The following is an 18,331-nucleotide window of genomic DNA, read 5'->3' on the forward strand; positions in this document are numbered from 1 at the left end:
AGTCGTGGGAGTAGCGAGCGAGGGCCGCTACTCCCACTCCCACTTGATGCCGTAGACGTACCCCGCCTGGGCTTCGCGCACGACGAGATGGGTGGAGGCCGTGGTGCCGATCCACAGCTCGCCCGTGTCGACATCGGGCGCGCCCGGCTCGGACCGGCTGAAGCCGTGACACCGCACGGGCACCGCGTCGGGGTGGAACTCGACCTCCAGCACGTACTCGCGCAGCGCGCGGACGAACGTGCGGTCCGCCGAGACGCTGTCCGCGCCGGGGTCGGAGATCATCCGCACGTCCACGAGCGCGGTGTCCCCCGCTCGCAGCACCCGGTCGAGGATGACCTCGGCGACGATCAGCTTGTGCTCGTCGTCCCGGCGCACGCGGCCGACCCGGCACGACTTCTGCGCGACGATGTCACCGGGAGAGCGGTCGGTCTCGTCGGCGGTCTTCGCGACGAGGATCCGGTCCACGCCGTCCTCGAACGCCTCGATCACCGAACTGGTCCGGATCTCGACCTCCCTCCGGTCGGGACCGATCACCGTCACGTCCCGCACGACGAGGTACTTCGCCGGAGCCGCGGTGAGGCGGTCCACCCTGGCGATGGCGCGGCCGAGGTCGATGGCGGCCTCCTGCCAGATGCCCTCCAGCGCGGCGACTCGTTCGACCCAGCGGCCACGCGGCCGCTTGTCCCCGAGTTGCCCGGTCAGCTCCCCCGGTGCCAGCCGCAGCACCTCTTCCAGCACCGCGACGGCGTGCAACGACTCCGGCCGTTCCGGGCGGCTGCGGCCGCGGCGCCAGTAGCTCAGCGTCGACAGGCTCACCTGCACGCCGCGCAACTCCAGGTGGCGCTGGATCCGCTCCAGACTGAGCCCGCTCGCCTCCACCGCCTTCGCCAGCGCCTCAGCGAAATCCCGCATGGAGGAATGCTACGGGCCGTGATCGGAACTGGCCCGTTCAACACTGCGAGTGCACAAAACCGAGGATCGCCACAGTTTTGACAGTATTGAGAACTGAAGTTTCGAACCTGTTATCCAGAGCACAACTCACGTTAGTTTCCTGGTGTTCCCCAGTTCATTCCCTGCCAGGAGGAACCCCATGGCACTTAGGCGTCATGTCGCCATCGCGGCGGCATTGGGCATCGCTTCCACAGCGATGTGGACGCCCACCGCGATCGCTGAACGAGCAGTGCTGCCCGGTGCGGGCACTCAGGCGGTCGAGGGCAGCTACATCGTGGTGCTGAAGGACGGAGCGCGCACCCCTGCCAGCGCGTTGGCGTCCCGCTACCAGGGCAACGTCAAGCACACCTACAGCGCCGCGCTGAACGGGTTCTCGGTCACCGGAATGTCCGATCGTCAGGCGCGGAGGCTCGCGGCGGACCCGGACGTGCAATTCGTCGAGCGGAACACGGTCGCCACGATCCAGGGGACGCAGTCGAACCCGGTCTGGGGTCTCGACCGGATCGATCAGGCGAACCTGCCGCTCAACCAGTCCTACACCTACCCGAACACCGCGTCGAACGTGACGGCGTACGTTCTCGACACCGGAATCAGGAAAACTCATTCCGAATTCGAGGGCCGCGCTTCCGACGGTTACGACTTCATCGACAACGACGCCGTCGCGCAGGACTGCCAGGGCCACGGCTCGCACGTCGCCGGCACGGTCGCGGGCAAGACCTACGGCGTCGCGAAGAAGGCCAGGCTCGTCGGCGTCCGCGTTCTCGACTGCAACGGCAGCGGCGCGTGGGACGGCATCATCCGCGGCATCGACTGGGTGACGGCCAACGGCAAGAAGCCCGCCGTCGTCAACATGAGCCTCGGTGGCAGCGGCACGAACACCTCGCTGGAGAACGCCGTCAGGCGCTCGATCAGCGCGGGCTTCACCTACGTGCTGGCGGGCGGCAACAGCGGCCAGGACGCGTGCAACTTCACCCCGGCCCGCACGCCGGAGGCGATCACCGTCGGTGCGTCGGACCGCGCCGACAGGCGTTCGATCTGGACGGCCGGCTCGTCGAACTACGGCACGTGCCTCGACATCTGGGCACCGGGTAGCGACATCGTGAGCGCCTCGCACAGCAGCGACACCGGCACGCGGTCCATGGGCGGCACGTCGATGGCCTCCCCGCACGTCGCCGGAGCGGCCGCGCTCTACCTGAGCGCGAACCCGTCCGCGACGCCCGCCCAGGTGCGCAACGCCCTGGTCGGCGCCGCGACGCCGAACAAGCTGACCGACATCAGGACGGGTTCGCCGAACCTGTTGCTGAAGGTCTAGGAACTCGCTGTCGCCGCCTCCCTGCAGCGGTGACGGCCATCCTGGGCGCCCTTGATGAGCAGGCCGAATGCGGCTCGGCCGAGCGCATCGTCTCGACTGGGGGCGCTTGCGGTGGGAGTGGGAGTAGCGGCTACTCCCACTCCCACCGCACTCCATAGATTCCGGGCTTCGAGTTCCGCACGTGGATGTGCGTCGAGGCCGTCGTCCCGATCCACAGGTCGTTCAGCGCGGTCTCCGGTTCGTGCAACGAAGGCCGTGCGAACTGGAAGCACCGCGCCGGCACCGCGTCCGGGTGGAAGCCGATCTGCAGCGTGTAGTCGTTCACCGGACGCAGGAACCGCCGGTCGCAGACCTCGCTGTCCGCGCCGGGTCTCATCCGGACCACGTAGTCGACGAGAGCCGTCTCCCCCGCTCTGAGCATCCGGTCGAAGAGGATCTCCGCGACGAGGAACCCGGTGGAGTCCTCACTGCGGACCCTGCCGAGCCGGCACGGCGGCCCCGCCTCGATGGACGGCACGCCGAGGTCCGTGGCATCGGCCAGCTGGATCGCGAGGAACCTGTCGACGCCGTCCTCCAGCGCCTGGATGACGCCGGTGCAGTGGTTCGAGACCTCGCGGCGGTCCGGGCCGATCACCTGCCGGTCCTGCACGCTGAGGTACGTCGTCGCCGTCGGCTGCAGCCGGTCGATCCGCGACATGACCTCGCCGAGATCGGTGGCCCGCGAGTCCCACATGTCCTCCAGGGACAGCGACTGGTCCACCCAGCGCCCGCGCGGCCGCTTGTCGCCCAGCCGGTCGGTCAGGAAACCCTCACCGAGGTCGAGCAGCTCCTCCAGGGCGGCGACGACCTTCAGCGACTCCGGGCGTTCCGGACGGCTGCGGCCGCGGCGCCAGTAGCTGAGCGTCGAGATGCTGACCTGCATGCCCCGGGCGGCCAGGTGGTGCTGGATGCGTTCGAGGCTGAGGCCGCTGTTGTCGACGGCTTTCGTCAAGGCCTCCGCGAAATCCACCACGGGGACACCGTACGGCCCTGCACCTTCCGCCAGTAGGCCCACACGAAGGGTGATGAGACCCCCGTCTCAATTGGCGCGTTCCCCCTGACGCCACACCGAGTGCGTCAACGGGACGCCCGGACGGTACGCCAGATGCGTGATCGAGGGTGCGTCCAGCACGTGGAGATCGGCCCGCGCACCAGGCCTGATGACACCGACGTCGGTGCGCCGCAACGCCTGCGCGCCGCCCGCCGTCGCCGCCCAGACCGCTTCCTCGACGCTCATCCGCATCTGCAGGACCGCTGTCGTCACGCAGAACGCCATCGACGAGGTGTACGACGAGCCGGGGTTGCAGTTGCTGGCGAGCGCCACCGTCGCACCGGCGTCGAGCAGGGCGCGGGCGGGCGGCAGCGACTGGCGGGTCGAGAGGTCGCACGCCGGGAGCAGCGTGGCGACGGTGTCCGACGACGCCAGTGCGTCGATGTCCGCGGAGGACAGGTACGTGCAGTGGTCGACGGAGGCGGCGCCGAGTTCCACGGCCAGCCGCACGCCGGGCCCCTCGCCGAGCTGGTTGCCGTGGACGCGCAGGCCGAGGCCCTTCGCCGCAGCCGCCTGGAGCACGGCCTTCGACTGGTCGTAGTCGAACGCGCCCTTCTCGCAGAACACGTCCGCCCAGCGCACCAGGGGTGCGACGGCGTCGAGCATCTCGCCGCGGACCAGCTCGACGTAGGTGTCCGCGTCCTCGCCGGGCGGCACGAGGTGGGCACCGAGGAACGTGACCTCGTCGGCCTGCTCGGCGGCGATGCGGGCCGACCGCACCTCGTCGGCCACGTTCAGGCCGTAACCGGTCTTCGTCTCGATGAACGTCGTTCCCTGGCGAAGGGCTTCGGCGACGTGCTTGCGCACGACCGCGGCCAGTTCCTCGTCAGTGGCGGCACGGGTCGCGTCGACGGTGACGGCGATGCCGCCCGCGGTGTAGGGCTTGCCGGCCATGCGCGCGCCGAACTCGGCGGTCCGGTCGCCCGCGAACACCAGGTGGGTGTGGCTGTCGACCCAGCCGGGCAGCACCGCGCGGCCCTCGACGTCGACCCGTTCGTCGGCGGCGGGGGCCCTGTCCGCGTTTCCGACCCAGGCGATCTCCGCGCCGTCGATCACCAGCGCGTCACCGGCGACCTCGCTGTTCGTGGTCAGCTCACCGATGCCGGTGATCAGCACGCTCATGCCCACAGCTCCTCGATCGCGTCCGCCAGCAGCCTGCCGACGTCACCCAGAGTCTCGTGCACTCCCCCAGCGGCGACCACCCGGCCACCGACGACCACCGTGTCCACATCGGACGCCGTCGCCGACAGGAGAACCTGCTGCGGCAACGAACCCGCGGTCCGCGGCGTGGAGCAGCTGATCGCCACGAGGTCGCACGGTGCACCCGGCTCGATCCGCCCGCCGTCCCAGCCGAGCGCCGAGTGACGGGTGGCTGCGCCGAGCAGTTCGGCCGGCGAGAACCGGCCGCGCTGACCGGTGCGGAGCCGCTCGTTGTGTTCCAGTGCGCGGGTCTCCAGCAGCGGGTCGATCACCGCGTGCTGGTCGCTGCCCAGCGAGAGGGGACTGCCGGCGTCGGCCAGTTCGCGGGCCGGCCCGATGCCGTCGGCGAGGTCCGCCTCGGTCGTCGGGCAGAAGCACGCGCCCGTGCCGGAGCCGCCGAGCAGTGCGATGTCCTCGGGCGTCAGGTGCGTGGCGTGCACGGCCGTTGTCCGGGCTGAGAGCGCACCGGCTTCGTGCAGGAGCCCGGTCGGCGTGAGGCCGTACGCGGCGAGGCACGCCTCGTTCTCGGCGGGCTGCTCGGAGAGGTGGACGTGCAGCGGGGCGTCCGGGAACGCCTGCGCCACCACGGAGAGCTCGGCTCGCGGCACGGCGCGGACCGAGTGGATCGCGGCACCGACGCGCATCACGTCGTCCGACTGGAGTTCCGCGACCCGGGACGCCCACGCCTCGGCGGTGCCGTCGGAGAAGCGCCGCTGCACCTCGTTCACGGGCTGGTCGATGCCGCCCGCGAGGTAGCAGGTGTCGAGCAGGGTCAGGCGGATGCCGGCGTCCTTCGCCGCCTCGCGCAGGGCGTACCCGAACTCGTTCGACCCGTCGTGGACGTAGTGGAACTCGCCCACCGCGGACACCCCGGCGAGCGCCATCTCGCCGTAGACCGCGCGGGCCAGGCGGTAGTACGACTGCGGTGTGAGGCGAGAGGCCAGCGCGTACATGCCCTCGCGCCACGTCCAGAACGTTCCGCCACCGTCGTGCGTCCGGCCCCTGAGCGCGCGGTGGAACGCGTGCGAGTGCGCGTTCGCGAAGCCCGGCACCACGATGCCGTGCAGCCGCCGCACTCCCAGCGGAATGGTGTCCACTGTGGACACGTTGGAGATCACGCCGTGCTCGACCCTGATCAGGACGCGCTCGGCGAGCCCGGCGGGCAACCAGGCTCGCTCGCACCAGAAGTTCATGAGCTGAGGTGTTCGACAGTCGCGGCCAGCGCCTTGACGCCCTCGTCGACGTCGGCCTGCTCGGCGAACTCCTCCGGCGCGTGGCTCACGCCGGTGGGGTTGCGCACGAAGAGCATGGCGGTGGGCACGTGCGCGGCGAGGATGCCCGCGTCGTGACCCGCACCGGTCGGCAACGCCGGAACGCCGCCGAGCGCCCCCGCGATGTCGTCGCGCAGCCCGCTGTCGAAGTACACCGTGTCGCCGTACGACTCCTCGGTGATGGTGACCTCACACCCCTCTTCCTCGGCGGCCTGGTGAGCCGCCTCGGAGATCTCCGCGACCATCGCACGGGTGCGCGCGTCGTCGCTGTCCCGGGCGTCCAGCCAGACGTCCACGCTGGACGCGATGACGTTGGTGCCACCGGGGTTGGGGACGAGCCTTCCCACGGTGGCACGCCCGCCCGACCTGGCCGCCTTCCTGGCGGCGAGGACGAGTTGTGAGGCCGGGAGCATCGGGTCGCGGCGGTCTTCGATCAACGTCGCACCGGCGTGGTTCCCCTCGCCGGAGAACGTGAAGCGCCACCGGCCGTGCGCGAGGATGCTGCTCGCGACACCGACCGGCACGGTCAGGCCGCGGCCCTGTTCGACGTGCAGCTCGACGAACTGGCCGATGCGCCGCAACGCCCGTTCGTCGCGGCCGACCAGATCGGGGTCGTACCCGGCGGCCTTCATGGCCTCGGCCAGCGTGATGCCGTCCGGGTCCTTGAGCGCCAGCGCCTTCTCCGCGGAGATGGCGCCGGTCAGCAGCCGCGAACCGAGGCACGCGACACCGAACCGGCCGCCTTCCTCCTCCGCGAAGACCGTGACCGCGAACGGCCGCGCGGGCTTGAACCCCTTGGCCTGCAACAGGTCCACGGCTTCCAAAGCCGACGTCACCCCCAGTGGGCCGTCGAACGCGCCGCCACCGGGCACCGAGTCCAGGTGGCTGCCGGTGACGAGCGCGTTGTCGCCGCGCTCGCCCCACCACGCCCAGAGGTTGCCGTTCTGGTCGGTCTCGACGTTCAGGCCGCGCTTGACGGCCTGCTCGACGAACCAGTGCCGCAGCTCCAGCTCCGGCTTGTCGTAGCCGTGCCGGGAGTAGCCGCCACGCTTGGTGTCACGCCCGACGTCCGCGATCTGGTCGAGCATCACGCCTCCATCGGCAGGCTCACGCAGGGGTCCCCTCCAGGGGGTCCCCCGATTTCAATTCTCCCAGCGAGGTCTGACAATTTTCAGCCCTCCATCGGGCTGTGCTGCATGGGGATGGGAACGCCCTTGTCCGCAGCCACCGCCTTCGCCTCGTCGTACCCGGCGTCGACGTGCCGGATGACGCCCATGCCGGGGTCGTTGGTCAGCACGCGCTCGATCTTCTGCGCCGCCAGCGGAGTACCGTCCGCGACCGTCACCTGGCCGGCGTGGATCGAGCGGCCGATGCCGACGCCGCCGCCGTGGTGGACCGACACCCAGGTGGCGCCGGACGCCGTGTTGACCAGGGCGTTGAGCAGCGGCCAGTCCGCGATCGCGTCGGAACCGTCGGCCATCGCCTCGGTCTCGCGGTACGGGGAGGCCACCGAGCCGCAGTCGAGGTGGTCGCGGCCGATGACGATCGGCGCGGACAGTTCGCCGGACGCCACCATCTCGTTGAACTTGAGGCCCGCGAGGTGCCGTTCGCCGTAGCCGAGCCAGCAGATGCGGGCGGGCAGGCCCTGGAACTCGACGCGCTCGCCGGCCATCTTGATCCACCGGTGGAGCTGCTCGTTCTCCGGGAAGAGCTCCAGGATCGCCTTGTCGGTCTTGGCGATGTCCTCGGGGTCGCCGGACAGCGCGGCCCAGCGGAACGGGCCCTTGCCCTCGCAGAACAGCGGCCGGATGTAGGCGGGCACGAAGCCGGGGAACGCGAACGCGCGGTCGTAGCCGCCGAGCTGCGCCTCACCGCGGATCGAGTTGCCGTAGTCGAACACCTCGGCGCCGCGGTCCATGAACCCGACCATGGCCTCGACGTGCTCGGCCATCGACTTGCGGGCGCGGTCGGTGAACTCGTCGGGCTTCGCGGCGGCGTAGTCCTGCCACTCCTCCAGCGGGACACCGACGGGCAGGTACGCCAACGGGTCGTGCGCCGAGGTCTGGTCCGTGACGATGTCGACGGCGACCTCGCGGCGCAGCAGCTCCGGCAGGATCTCCGCCGCGTTGCCCACGACACCGACGGACACGGCCTCACCGGCGGCCTTGGCGGCCAGCACGCGCTCGATCGCCGAGTCCAGGTCGTCCGCGATCTCGTCGAGGTAGCGGGTCTCCAGGCGACGCTGAGCGCGCTGCGGGTCGACCTCGATGCACAGCGCGACACCCTCGTTCATCGTCACGGCCAGCGGCTGCGCGCCGCCCATGCCGCCCAGGCCCGCGGTGACCGTGAGCGTGCCGCGCAGCGTGCCGTTGAAGCGCTTGGTGGCGACGGCGGCGAACGTCTCGAACGTGCCCTGCAGGATGCCCTGGGTGCCGATGTAGATCCACGAACCGGCGGTCATCTGCCCGTACATCGTGAGGCCCTCGGCCTCCAGGCGGCGGAACTCGGACCAGTTCGCCCAGTCCGGCACGAGGTTCGAGTTCGCGATGAGCACGCGCGGTGCCCACTCGTGCGTGCGCATGACGCCGACCGGGCGGCCGGACTGCACGAGCAGCGTCTCGTCGGCTTCGAGGTTCTTGAGCTCGCGGGTGATCGCGTCGAACGACGGCCAGTCGCGCGCGGCCTTGCCGGTGCCGCCGTAGACGACGAGGTCCTCGGGGCGTTCGGCGACGTCCGGGTCCAAGTTGTTGTGGAACATCCGCAGAGCGGCCTCGGTCGACCAGTTCTTCGCGGTCAGTTCGGTGCCGCGGTCAGCGCGAACAGCCATTACAGGGCTCCACTTCGGATCAGGGCCTCGGCGGCGGCGATCTCGGGGGCGAGGTGGCGGTCGGGGCCGGGGCCGGGAACCGTCTCGCGCAACTTCGCCACGGCGGCGGCCGTCGCGGGGGCGGGCTTGAGGGGCGCGCGCAGGTCGAGCGCCCGCGCGGCGGTGAGCAGTTCGATCGCCAGCACGGTGGTGAGCCCGTCGACTGCCTTGCGCAGCTTGCGGGCGGCGGACCAGCCCATCGACACGTGGTCCTCCTGCATCGCGGAGGACGGGATCGAGTCGACGGACGCCGGCACGGCCAGGCGCTTGAGCTCGGACACGATCGCCGCCTGGGTGTACTGGGCGATCATGTGGCCGGAGTCGACGCCGGGGTCGTCGGCGAGGAACGGCGGCAGACCGTGCGAGCGGGAGACGTCGAGCATGCGGTCGGTGCGGCGCTCGGCGATGGAGGCCACGTCCGCGAGCGGGATGGCCAGGAAGTCCAGCACGTAGGCGACCGGGGCGCCGTGGAAGTTGCCGTTGGACTCGACGCGGCCGTCCGCCAGCACGACCGGGTTGTCGATCACGGACGCCAGCTCGCGGTCGGCCACCGTCGCCGCGTACGCCACGGTGTCGCGGGCCGCGCCGTGCACCTGCGGGGAACAGCGCAGCGAGTACGCGTCCTGCACGCGGGTGCAGTCCGGGCCGCGGTGCGAGGCGACGATCTCGGAGTTCTTGAGGAACGCGAGCATCCGGGCGGCCGACAGGTTCTGGCCGGGGTGCGGGCGCAGCGCGTGCAGCTCCGGCTCGAAGACGCGGTCGGTGCCCAGCAGGGCCTCGACGCTCATCGCGGCCGTGAGGTCGGCGATGTCCAGCAGCCTCGTGAAGTCGGCGATCGCCAGCGACAGCATGCCGAGCATGCCGTCCGTGCCGTTGATCAGCGCGAGGCCCTCCTTCTCGGCCAGCTGCACGGGTTCGATGCCTGCTTCGGCGAGCGCTTCGGCCGCCGGAACGAGCTCGTCGCGGGAGTTGCGGACCAGGCCCTCGCCCATCAGCGCGAGTGCGCTGGCCGACAACGGCGCGAGGTCGCCGGAGCAGCCCAGCGAGCCGTACTCGTGCACGATCGGGGTGATGCCGGCGTTCAGCATCCCGGCCATCGCGTCCACAGTGGACAACCGGACGCCGGTGTGGCCGGTCGAGAGCGTGCGCAGGCGCAGCAGCATCAGCGCCCGCACGACCTCGCGTTCGACCTCGGGACCGGAACCGGCGGCGTGCGAGCGGATCAGCGACCGCTGCAGCTGGGCACGGCGGTCCGGCGGGATGTGCCGGACGGCGAGCGCGCCGAACCCGGTCGAGACGCCGTAGGTGGGGCGTTCGGCCGTGGCGAGCTGTTCGATGTGGCCACGGGCGGTGGTGACCGCCTCGCGGGCCGCCGCGGTGATCTCCACCGGGGCGCCGTCGCGGGCGACGGCATGAACGTCCTCGAGGGTCAGAGGCTTCGGACCCAGCTCCACCGGTTGTCGCATGGAGACATCACAGCGCTCCTGGGCCGAGTCAGCGACCCCGGAGCGCTCGATGGTGTCTGAGATGCCAGACGGACTACTTCTTGCGGATCCAGCCGGTGTCGACGTTCGAGGCGAGTTCGACGTCGTTGACCGCCGCGACCAGCTCATCGATCGGCTTGGTGGCCGCGTAGCTGATCGCGGTGATCCAGAGGCCACCCTCCTGCACCGCCACGACCCGGCCGTCCACGACGATCCCCTGCTTGCCGCGCACCGTCACCGGGCTGGTCGGCGCGCCGTTGTAGTCCGGCGTGCGGGAGGTGACCCCGACCTCGATCTCGGCGGCGGTCACCTTGGCGCGCCAGTCGGAAGGGCTGGAGCCGCTGAACTCGTCCGCCGGCTTGCCCTTCCACGTGAACGGCGCCTGGAAGTTCGTGTCCGAGTCCGCGCGCACCGAATCCGCGACGCGCATCGCCGTCTCCCTCGGGTCACCCACGTCCTGCACCTGCACGAACAGTGTTTCCTGCGCCTTCCACTCGACGACCGCCGTGCCGCCGTTCACCTGCACACGGGCTTTGAGGCCGCGCACGGTCGTGTCCTGCCACTGGTTCGTGCCGCCCTCGTAGCTCTGGCCGCTGGCCAGCTGGATCCGCGGGCCGTCGGCGTGCGGGGCCTCCGGCGAGGCGTCCGCCGGCACCCAGACGCGCGCCGTGCCGCGGTCGTGCGCGGCGCGGAGGGCCTCAGCGAACCCGTCCGGCAGCCAGTGCGGCTGGTACTTCAGCGAGCCGGTCCCGCCGGGTGTGAGCGCCGCGGCGGCGTCGTTCGGGTTCGGCGGCGTGTACCTGTCGCTGGCGATCACGCCCGCGAAGATCAGGACGACGACCGCGGCCATGCCGGCCGTGGCGATCAGGAAGATGTTGTTCCGCTGCCTCTTCCGCTTGCGCCGCAGCGCGTTCAGCGTCGGGCCCGGATGCGGGGTGCGCTCGGCCAGCTGACCGAGTGCCTCCTTGATGAGCTGTTCGGTGTCGTTCACGACAGGCCCTCCCCGAGCCGCAACCCGACTCCAGCGGGTTCCGGCGTGTGGTCCAGGCGGAGTGTGGCCAGCGCACGCGAGATGTGGCTGCGCACGGTTCCCTCGGCACAACCGAGCATCTGTGCGATCTCCGAGTCCTCGTAGTTCTCGTAGTAGCGGAGCACCACGGCCGCCCGCTGTTTGCGGGGCAGCTTCGCGATCCGCTGCAACATTGCTTCCCGCTCGTCGTAGTGGTGCGTCTTGTCGCCGACGGGCGGGGTGACGGACTCGAGCGTCGTCATGCAGAGAGCGACGTCCTTGGCGGCCCTGCGTCTGCGCCACGAGAGGTACTCGTTGGTCACCATGCGCTTGACGTAGGCGTGAGGGAGGTCGACTGAACCGATGCGGTCCCACTTCTGCTGCGCGCGCAGCAGCACTTCCTGGACCACGTCCTGGGCCAGGTGCGGGTCGCACGTGAGCACGGTGGCGTAGCGCAGCAACGGGGTCACCTGTGCTGCCACGAAGTCATCGAAACTCGGTGTCAATCCCGACCCCCTTCAAAACCGTCACGCCCCTCCAACGCTCCCTGGGGGTGTTCTGTTGAGTGTGCCCTGATGTCGTAACGGCGTGGGGTGCATCACATGGGAAAATCACTGACGTGGGCAGCAGCAGTGACGTTCCCGCGCTGCGGCGAGGGTTGGCAGTCCTCCGGCTGCTGGCGGGCAGACCGGGACCCGTCTCCGCGGCGTCGGTGGCGCGCGAGCTGAATCTGCCCAGGTCCACGACCTACCACCTGCTGTCGGAGCTGACCGAGGCCGGCTTCGCGACGCACTTCCCCGAGGAGAAGCGCTACGGCCTGGGCGTCGCGGCGTTCGAACTCGGCTCCGCCTACCTGCGGCACGATCCGCTGGAACGCCTGGCCCGGCCGTTGCTGCGCAAGCTCGCCGACCGGATGGAGAAGGTCGCGCATCTGGGCGTCCTGCACGGCGCCGAGGCCCTGTACCTCGTGCGGGAGCAGCCCCGCCAGCCGCAGTCGATCGTGTCCGACGTCGGCGTCCGGCTGCCCGCCCACCTGACGGCCTCGGGCCGCGCGATGCTGGCGCACCTGCCTCCGGCGCAGGTCAGGGCGTTGCTGCCGTCGGTGGCGTCGTTCGTCGACCGCACCGGGCGCGGCCCGCACAACCTGCCCGCGTTGCGCCGGCTGCTGACGCTGGAACGGCGGCAGGGCTGGTCGGTCGAGGACGGGTTCGTCACGGCCGGGTTCGCCTCGGTGGCGGCGCCGGTGTTCGACCACGGCGAGCGGCCGATCGCGGCCATCACGCTGACGTTTCGGCACGTCTGCGACACACCGTGCGGTCAGACGTGGCCCGATCTGGCCAAAGAGGTGCACAAGGCGGCCGAGGAACTGACGCTCCGGATCGGCGGTCACGCCGCCTCGGGATAGTCGCCATGTACATAGTAGCCATGTACTGTATTTGTCATGAGCAGTGCGGAACCGACGCCTGGGCACCTCGTGTGGCGTCTGGCGATGAAGTGGCGGACGGCCGTTGACCGCGCGTTGGACCCTCTCGGGCTGACGCACGCGCAGTACGTCGTGCTGTCGTCGCTGCTGCACCTGGACCGGCCCTCCCAACGCGAACTGGCCGATCACACGGGCCTGGAAGCGCTGTACGTCTCGAAGCTCGCGCGCTCGCTGGAAGCGTCGGGATTCATCTCGCGCACACGGGACGCCGTCGACACACGGACCGTGCGGCTGTCACTGACCCCTCAAGGCCTTGAGACGGTCGAACCCGCCGTGGCGCTGGTCCGCTCGTTGCTGGATCGGCTGCTCGCGCCCCTCGGCGACCGCACCTCCGCCTTCTCCGGCGAACTGCACGCGCTGCTCGCCGTTCCCCTCGACTGAGGAGCCTTCGATGCCCGTCGTCCCCGTCCTCGACTCGACCATGCACTACGAGGAGCACGGCTCCGCGCCCTTCGTGTTCCTGCACGGCAATCCCGCCTCGTCGCACACCTGGCGCAACGTCCTGCCCGAACTGGGCGGGCTCGCCCCCGATCTCATCGGCATGGGCAGATCGGGCAAGCCGGCCATCGGCTACTCGTTCGACGACCACTCCCGGTACCTCGACGCGTGGTTCGACGCCCTCGAACTGGACCAGGTGATCCTGGTCGGCCACGACTGGGGCGGCGCGCTCGCGTTCGACTGGGCCGCCCGGCACCCCTCGCGCGTGGCCGGCATCGCCTTCTTCGAGACGATGATGAAGCCCCTGAGGTCGGCCGACCTGCAGCCCGCCGCGCAGGCACGGATGCGCAGGCTGCGGGCCCCCGGCCTGGCCGAGGAACTGGTGCTGGACCAGGACACCATCTTGCGTCAGGCGTTCACCGGCGGCGTGCGCACACCGGTCTCGGAGGAGGACATGGCCGCGTACCTGGCACCGTTCCCCGACCGGGAGAGCCGCCGCCCGGTGCTGGCGTGGGCGCAGCAGCTGCCGGTCGACGGTGACCCGCCCGCGTTGGTGCCGCGCATGGAGGCCTACGGCAAGTGGCTGGCGAGCTCGGAGGTGCCGAAGTTGTTGCTGACCTTCGAGAACGCGCCGACGTTGCTCATCACTCCCGAACTGGCCGCGTGGTGCTCCGAGAACATCGCGGCGCTGGAGGTGGTGGCGGCCGGAGAGGCCGGGCACCACGCGCAGGAGGACCGGCCGAAGGAGATCACGGCCGCCATCAGGGCTTGGACGGAGAGCAACGGTCTGGTTGCATAGCGTGCATGGGGGTTATAACCGAACAGATCGAGGAACTGGATTTCTCCTCCGCGTCCGAGGAGGACCGGCGCGGCCTCTACGAGGTCGTGGCGACCTGGGTGGTCGAGGACTCACCCGGCAAGAAGCGGCCGCCCTACGAGGCCTGCGTCGCCAGGTGGGAGCTTCACGACGACCTCGGCTTCGCACCGCCGCGCTTCGTCGTCGCCCGACAAGCCGGAAAGATCATCGGCTACGGCGAGGTGCGGATCTCCGAGGCCGAGGCCAACGCGCACCTCGCCACCGGCAACGTGGTGGTGCTGCCGGCCCACCGCCGTCGCGGCATCGGCACGGCGTTGCTCCGCGCCATGCTGTCGCTGGTGAACGGCCGCACCGTCATCGAGGCGTGGAGCGTCTTCGCGGACAGCCCGGGCGAACGGTTCGCCGCCGCCCGCGGATTCCGCGTCGTCTCCACCATGACCAGGCAACGGCTCACCCTCGGAGATCCGCCCGAGATCGGCGAGCTCCCGGCCGGGTACGAACTCGTCACGTGGAAGGGCGCGGCACCGGAGGAGTTCGTCGAGGCCTACGTCGAGGCGCTCAACGGCATCAGGGACGCTCCGCAGGGCGACACGGCGCTCGATCTGACGCGCAACACCGTCGAGAGCATCCGGCGGGAGGAGGCCGGCGCCGTCCCGGTCCGGTGGATCGTCCTCCTGCTGCACGAGGGCCAGGCCGCCGGCGTCACGGTCGTCGAGTTGAATCCGGCCGTGTCCACCGTGGCCGAGCAACTGCACACGGTCGTGCTACCAGCACATCGTGGCCGGGGGTTCGGCAGGCTGATCAAGGCGTACATGCTGCACAACCTGGAAGGCGTCGAAACGATCTTCACGCGCACCAGCAGCAACAACGAGCACATGCTGCGCGTGAACCACTCGCTGGGCTACGAGGACACCTTCATCTACATGGGCGTACAAGCGAAAACCGCCGACCTGCAGGCGTAGGCCTGCGGGCCGGCGGTCGTCAGAACGCGATCAGATTCCCGCGGAGGCGAGCCACTCCTTGGCGACCTTCTCCGGCTCCGGCTTGTCCGGCGCGGAGAGCTTCTGGTTCAGCTCCAGCAGGACCTTCGTGTCGAGCTTCTTCGAGATGGCGTTGAGGGTGTCGCGGACCTGCTGCGACGCCTTCTTCTCGTTGATGAGCGGCAACACGTTCTGCGCGGCGAAGGCGTTCTTCGGGTCTTCCAGCACCACGAACTCGTTGGCCTTGATGGCCGCGTCCGTCGTGAACAGGTCGGCCGCCTGCACCGTGTTGTCCTTCAGACCGGCGACGGTCAGCGGGCCGCCGACGTCGAGGACCTTGAACTCCTTGAACTCGCAGGCGTACTTGGCCTTCAGGCCCGGCAGGCCGTCCGCGCGGCTCTGGAACTCCGGCGGGCCGCCGAAGACCAGGTCCTTGCAGTACGGCACGAGGTCGTCGATCGACTTCAGGCTGTACTGGGCCGCGATCTGCTTCGTGACGACGACGGCGTCCTTGTCCTCCGCGGACGACTTGTCGAGCACGATGAGGTTCTGCGGCAGCGCCTTCTTCAGCGCCGCGTACACCTCGTCGGAGCCGACTTCCTGCGCCTCCTTGTTGATGTACTTGAGAAGGACGCCGGAGTACTCCGGGATCAGGTCGATCGAGGCGTCCTGCACGCCCTTGTAGTACAGCTCCCGGTTGCCGATGTTCAGCTTCTTGGACACCTTGACGCCCTTGGCGGCCAACGCTTCCGCGTAGATCTCCGCGAGCAGGCGCGACTCCGGGAAGTTGCCCGAACCCACGACGATGGTGTCGGTCGGGGCCGGGTTGTCGGCGCCGCCCGTCAGCGGGTCACCACCGCACGCCGACAGAAGCATCACGGCAGCGACAGCCGTGGCGATGCGCTTCATCTCTTTCCTCCGGTTCCCACTGGACGCAATCCTGGCGAGACCGTCAGCCGTTGCAGGCCGGCGAACCCCAGGTCGACGAGAACGGCGAGCAGTGCCACGAGCACCGCGCCGGCGAGCATCTGTCCGAAATCCTGCAGGGCGAGGCCGTCGAAGACGAACCTGCCGAGTCCACCGGCGCCCGTGTAGGCGGCGATGGTGGCGGTCGCGACCACCTGCAGTGCGGCGCCGCGGAAACCGCCGAAGATCAGCGGAAGCGCGTTGGGGATCTCCACCTGGAGCAGCACGCCCGACTCGCGCATCCCGACGCCCCTCGCGGCGTCGACCGTCACCGGGTCGACCGCGCGGACGCCCGCGTACGTGCCCGCCATGATCGGCGGGATCGCCAGCAGCACCAGCGCGACGTACACCGGGAAGTCACCCAGGCCCGCCCACAGCACGACGAGGATGAGCACCGCCGTGGTCGGCAACGCCCTCAGCGCGTTGGAGAGCCCGACGATCACGAACCCGCCCTTGCCGGTGTGCCCGACGAACGCGCCGAGCGGGATCGCGATCAGCGCCGCGATCACCATGGTCAGCAGCGTGTAGCCGAAGTGCTCCAGCAACCGCACCGGAATCCCGGTCGAGCCGGACCAGTGCGCGGGGTCGAAGAGCCAGCCCATCTCAGCTCACCTCCCCGCCCGTGCCCACGGCGTGAGCAGCCGTCCGACCAGCAACAGCAGTCCGTCCGCGAGCAGTGCCAGCACGACCGTGCCGATCAGGCCCGCGAGGACCTTGTCGGTGTTGTCGGTCTGGTAGCCCTCGGTGAAGAGCTGACCGTAGCCGCCGAGCCCGACGAGCGCGCCCACGCTCACCATGCTGATGTTCGACACGGTCGCGACCCGCAGGCCCGCGATCGTGACCGGCAGAGCCAGCGGGAAGTCGACGGTGAGGAAGCGGCGCAGAGGACGGAACCCCATCGCGTTCGCCGCGGCGACGACGTTGCCCGGCACGGCGGCCAGCGCGTCCGCGACCGCGCGCACCATCAGGGCGACCGTGTAGACCACCAGCGGCACGATGACGTTGATCTCGTCGAGGATCTTCACGCCGAACAGCACCGGCGTGATCACGATGAGCGCGATGGACGGGATCGTGAACAGGACGTTGGCGAACGGGAAGAGGATCGCGCGCGCTGTCTGCGACCGGCTCGCCCACCACCCGAGGGGGATGGAGAGCGCGAAACCGACCAGCACCGGCACGACGGAGAGCCGGAGGTGCACCTCGGTGACTTCCCAGAACCTTTCCCAGTTCTCGAAAATCCAGGTCACTTCGGGACCTCACCCGCCGCGCGGGCCTTCGCGAGCGCCTGGATCACGTCACCGGCGTGGACCACGCCGGTGACCGCACCGGCGCCGTCGACGACCACACCGAGCGCGGACGGCGAGCTGAGCGCCGCGTCGAGCGCGCCGCGCAACGTCGTGCCGTCGTAGAGCGAGCCGCCGGAGATCAGGTCCTTCTCGCTGACATCGACCTCACCGTCCACACCGGACAGCCAGCCCTTCGGCCGGTTCTCCTCGTCGACGACGAGCGTCCAGTCGGTGACCGTGACACGCTCGCCGAGCTTGGCCGTCGCGACGGGGTGCACGGGCACGTCCGCGTGCAGGAACGTGAGGGTGCGGTAGCCGCGGTCCCGTCCGACGAACGAGGCCACGAAGTCGTTGGCGGGCGCGCTGAGCAGCTCGGCCGGCTTCGCGTACTGCGCGAGGTGCCCGCCCGTCTGGAACACCGCGACGCGCTCACCGAGCTTGAGCGCCTCGTCGATGTCGTGCGTGACGAACACGATCGTCTTGTCCAGTTCCGCTTGCAGGCGAAGGAGTTCGTTCTGCAGGTCCTCGCGGACCACCGGGTCGACGGCGCTGAACGGCTCGTCCATCAACAGCACCGGCGGGTCGGCCGCGAGCGCGCGGGCGACGCCCACGCGTTGCTGCTGGCCTCCGGAGAGCTGGGCCGGGTAGCGCTTGCCGAAGGCGGGGTCCAGCCCGACGATCTCCAGCAGCTCGGCCGCACGCGTGCGCGCCTTGCGTTTGTCCCAACCGGACAGAAGGGGCACGGTCGCGACGTTGTCCAGCACCGTGCGGTGCGGGAAGAGGCCCGCCTGCTGGATCACGTAGCCGATGCCGCGCCTGAGGGTGGGCGGGTCGACGGTCAGGACGTCCTTGCCGTCCACCAGGATCGTGCCCGACGTGGGATCGATCATGCGGTTGACCATGCGCAGGGACGTCGTCTTGCCACAGCCGGAAGGACCGACGAACACCGTGATGGTGCCCGCCTCGACCGTGAGGTCGAGCTCGTCGACAGCGATGGTCCCGTCCTCGAACCGCTTGGTTACGGCCCGGAACTCGATCACCCTTCGGATCCCTCCGGTCGTGACGACCACCCCGATCGGGCCGCCCTGGATGTAGATCCCAAAGACCTTAACTCGTTCGGCGTACCCCGGCACAGCGTTCCACTATGTGACGGCCCGAGTGTTTCGTCCGACGCAACC

18 protein-coding genes are annotated in these 18,331 nt (G+C 69.9%); 5 read left to right on the forward strand and 13 right to left on the reverse strand.

Annotated features, from left to right (window positions below; all coding sequences use genetic code 11):
* Positions 1-27: 27 nt before the first annotated feature.
* The gene (locus AB0M48_RS18145; RefSeq protein ID WP_363842925.1) at positions 28-912 is read right to left on the reverse strand and encodes an XRE family transcriptional regulator; all 885 of its coding nucleotides are present in this window, start codon (positions 910-912) and stop codon (positions 28-30) included.
* Positions 913-1,090: 178 nt separating this feature from the next.
* Between AB0M48_RS18145 and AB0M48_RS18150 the strand changes: the two genes are divergently transcribed.
* Positions 1,091-2,263, forward strand: coding sequence for a S8 family peptidase (locus AB0M48_RS18150; protein WP_363842928.1), 1,173 nt, complete (start codon positions 1,091-1,093; stop codon positions 2,261-2,263).
* Positions 2,264-2,393: 130 nt separating this feature from the next.
* Here AB0M48_RS18150 and AB0M48_RS18155 read toward each other — a convergent pair whose 3' ends face one another.
* The 8 genes from AB0M48_RS18155 to AB0M48_RS18190 all read right to left on the reverse strand — a co-directional run bounded on the left by AB0M48_RS18155 (position 2,394) and on the right by AB0M48_RS18190 (position 11,689).
* On the reverse strand, positions 2,394-3,275 hold the full coding sequence (locus tag AB0M48_RS18155) for a hypothetical protein (RefSeq protein WP_363842931.1): 882 nt from the start codon (positions 3,273-3,275) through the stop codon (positions 2,394-2,396).
* Positions 3,276-3,341: 66 nt separating this feature from the next.
* A complete protein-coding gene (gene hutI / locus AB0M48_RS18160) occupies positions 3,342-4,475 on the reverse strand; it encodes an imidazolonepropionase (RefSeq protein ID WP_363842933.1) in 1,134 nt (377 codons plus the stop codon).
* Entirely contained in the window at positions 4,472-5,746 is a 1,275-nt protein-coding gene (locus AB0M48_RS18165) for a formimidoylglutamate deiminase (protein WP_363842936.1), read from the reverse strand. The genes hutI and AB0M48_RS18165 overlap by 4 nt, the downstream gene beginning before the upstream one ends.
* The gene (locus AB0M48_RS18170) at positions 5,743-6,912 is read right to left on the reverse strand and encodes an allantoate amidohydrolase (protein ID WP_363842939.1); all 1,170 of its coding nucleotides are present in this window, start codon (positions 6,910-6,912) and stop codon (positions 5,743-5,745) included. The genes AB0M48_RS18165 and AB0M48_RS18170 overlap by 4 nt, the downstream gene beginning before the upstream one ends.
* Before the next feature lie 83 nt (positions 6,913-6,995).
* Complete coding sequence (hutU, locus tag AB0M48_RS18175; protein ID WP_363842942.1) at positions 6,996-8,651, reverse strand: urocanate hydratase; 1,656 nt, start codon at positions 8,649-8,651, stop codon at positions 6,996-6,998.
* Complete coding sequence (gene hutH, locus AB0M48_RS18180) at positions 8,651-10,156, reverse strand: histidine ammonia-lyase (RefSeq protein ID WP_363842945.1); 1,506 nt, start codon at positions 10,154-10,156, stop codon at positions 8,651-8,653. Before hutH ends, hutU begins: the two co-directional genes overlap by 1 nt.
* 73 nt (positions 10,157-10,229) lie before the next feature.
* Positions 10,230-11,165 carry a hypothetical protein gene (locus AB0M48_RS18185; RefSeq protein ID WP_363842948.1) on the reverse strand — a complete coding sequence of 312 codons (936 nt, stop codon included), beginning with the start codon at positions 11,163-11,165 and terminating at the stop codon, positions 10,230-10,232.
* A complete protein-coding gene (locus tag AB0M48_RS18190) occupies positions 11,162-11,689 on the reverse strand; it encodes a SigE family RNA polymerase sigma factor (protein WP_319988932.1) in 528 nt (175 codons plus the stop codon). Before AB0M48_RS18190 ends, AB0M48_RS18185 begins: the two co-directional genes overlap by 4 nt.
* A gap of 113 nt (positions 11,690-11,802) precedes the next feature.
* Here AB0M48_RS18190 and AB0M48_RS18195 point away from each other — a divergent pair, with 113 nt between their 5' ends.
* From AB0M48_RS18195 to AB0M48_RS18210, 4 genes are read left to right on the forward strand one after another with little or no spacing between them, the layout of a single operon-like run.
* The gene (locus AB0M48_RS18195; RefSeq protein WP_319988931.1) at positions 11,803-12,588 is read left to right on the forward strand and encodes an IclR family transcriptional regulator; all 786 of its coding nucleotides are present in this window, start codon (positions 11,803-11,805) and stop codon (positions 12,586-12,588) included.
* Positions 12,589-12,624: 36 nt separating this feature from the next.
* Positions 12,625-13,047 (forward strand): MarR family transcriptional regulator, encoded by a 423-nt coding sequence (locus tag AB0M48_RS18200; protein WP_363842953.1) that lies wholly within the window; start codon positions 12,625-12,627, stop codon positions 13,045-13,047.
* 10 nt (positions 13,048-13,057) lie between these two features.
* Entirely contained in the window at positions 13,058-13,903 is an 846-nt protein-coding gene (locus AB0M48_RS18205; RefSeq protein ID WP_363842956.1) for a haloalkane dehalogenase, read from the forward strand.
* A 5-nt stretch (positions 13,904-13,908) separates the two neighbouring features.
* Positions 13,909-14,883, forward strand: coding sequence for a GNAT family N-acetyltransferase (locus AB0M48_RS18210; protein WP_363842959.1), 975 nt, complete (start codon positions 13,909-13,911; stop codon positions 14,881-14,883).
* A gap of 30 nt (positions 14,884-14,913) precedes the next feature.
* Here the strand turns inward: AB0M48_RS18210 and AB0M48_RS18215 are convergent, their stop codons facing one another.
* From AB0M48_RS18215 to AB0M48_RS18230, 4 genes are read right to left on the reverse strand one after another with little or no spacing between them, the layout of a single operon-like run.
* Positions 14,914-15,810 (reverse strand): ABC transporter substrate-binding protein, encoded by an 897-nt coding sequence (locus AB0M48_RS18215; protein ID WP_363842962.1) that lies wholly within the window; start codon positions 15,808-15,810, stop codon positions 14,914-14,916.
* Positions 15,807-16,469 carry an ABC transporter permease gene (locus tag AB0M48_RS18220; protein ID WP_363842965.1) on the reverse strand — a complete coding sequence of 221 codons (663 nt, stop codon included), beginning with the start codon at positions 16,467-16,469 and terminating at the stop codon, positions 15,807-15,809. The genes AB0M48_RS18215 and AB0M48_RS18220 overlap by 4 nt, the downstream gene beginning before the upstream one ends.
* A 6-nt stretch (positions 16,470-16,475) precedes the next feature.
* A complete protein-coding gene (locus AB0M48_RS18225; RefSeq protein ID WP_363842968.1) occupies positions 16,476-17,114 on the reverse strand; it encodes an ABC transporter permease in 639 nt (212 codons plus the stop codon).
* Positions 17,111-18,193: an ABC transporter ATP-binding protein gene (locus AB0M48_RS18230; protein WP_363842971.1), complete on the reverse strand. Its 1,083-nt coding sequence runs from the start codon at positions 18,191-18,193 to the stop codon at positions 17,111-17,113. Before AB0M48_RS18230 ends, AB0M48_RS18225 begins: the two co-directional genes overlap by 4 nt.
* Positions 18,194-18,331: the final 138 nt, after the last annotated feature.

Source organism: Lentzea sp. NPDC051208, from assembly GCF_040682435.1.
GTDB lineage: Bacteria > Actinomycetota > Actinomycetes > Mycobacteriales > Pseudonocardiaceae > Lentzea > Lentzea kristufekii.

Excerpts from the sequence above, each read along its gene's own strand:
- AB0M48_RS18145 (WP_363842925.1), bottom strand. The coding sequence starts at position 912 with ATGCGGGATTTCGCTGAGGCGCTGGCGAAGGCGGTGGAGGCGAGCGGG.
- AB0M48_RS18150 (WP_363842928.1), top strand. The coding sequence starts at position 1,091 with ATGGCACTTAGGCGTCATGTCGCCATCGCGGCGGCATTGGGCATCGCT.
- hutI (WP_363842933.1), bottom strand. The coding sequence starts at position 4,475 with ATGAGCGTGCTGATCACCGGCATCGGTGAGCTGACCACGAACAGCGAG.
- AB0M48_RS18165 (WP_363842936.1), bottom strand. The coding sequence starts at position 5,746 with ATGAACTTCTGGTGCGAGCGAGCCTGGTTGCCCGCCGGGCTCGCCGAG.
- AB0M48_RS18170 (WP_363842939.1), bottom strand. The coding sequence starts at position 6,912 with ATGCTCGACCAGATCGCGGACGTCGGGCGTGACACCAAGCGTGGCGGC.
- hutU (WP_363842942.1), bottom strand. The coding sequence starts at position 8,651 with ATGGCTGTTCGCGCTGACCGCGGCACCGAACTGACCGCGAAGAACTGG.
- hutH (WP_363842945.1), bottom strand. The coding sequence starts at position 10,156 with ATGCGACAACCGGTGGAGCTGGGTCCGAAGCCTCTGACCCTCGAGGAC.
- AB0M48_RS18200 (WP_363842953.1), top strand. The coding sequence starts at position 12,625 with ATGAGCAGTGCGGAACCGACGCCTGGGCACCTCGTGTGGCGTCTGGCG.
- AB0M48_RS18205 (WP_363842956.1), top strand. The coding sequence starts at position 13,058 with ATGCCCGTCGTCCCCGTCCTCGACTCGACCATGCACTACGAGGAGCAC.
- AB0M48_RS18210 (WP_363842959.1), top strand. The coding sequence starts at position 13,909 with ATGGGGGTTATAACCGAACAGATCGAGGAACTGGATTTCTCCTCCGCG.
- AB0M48_RS18215 (WP_363842962.1), bottom strand. The coding sequence starts at position 15,810 with ATGAAGCGCATCGCCACGGCTGTCGCTGCCGTGATGCTTCTGTCGGCG.
- AB0M48_RS18220 (WP_363842965.1), bottom strand. The coding sequence starts at position 16,469 with ATGGGCTGGCTCTTCGACCCCGCGCACTGGTCCGGCTCGACCGGGATT.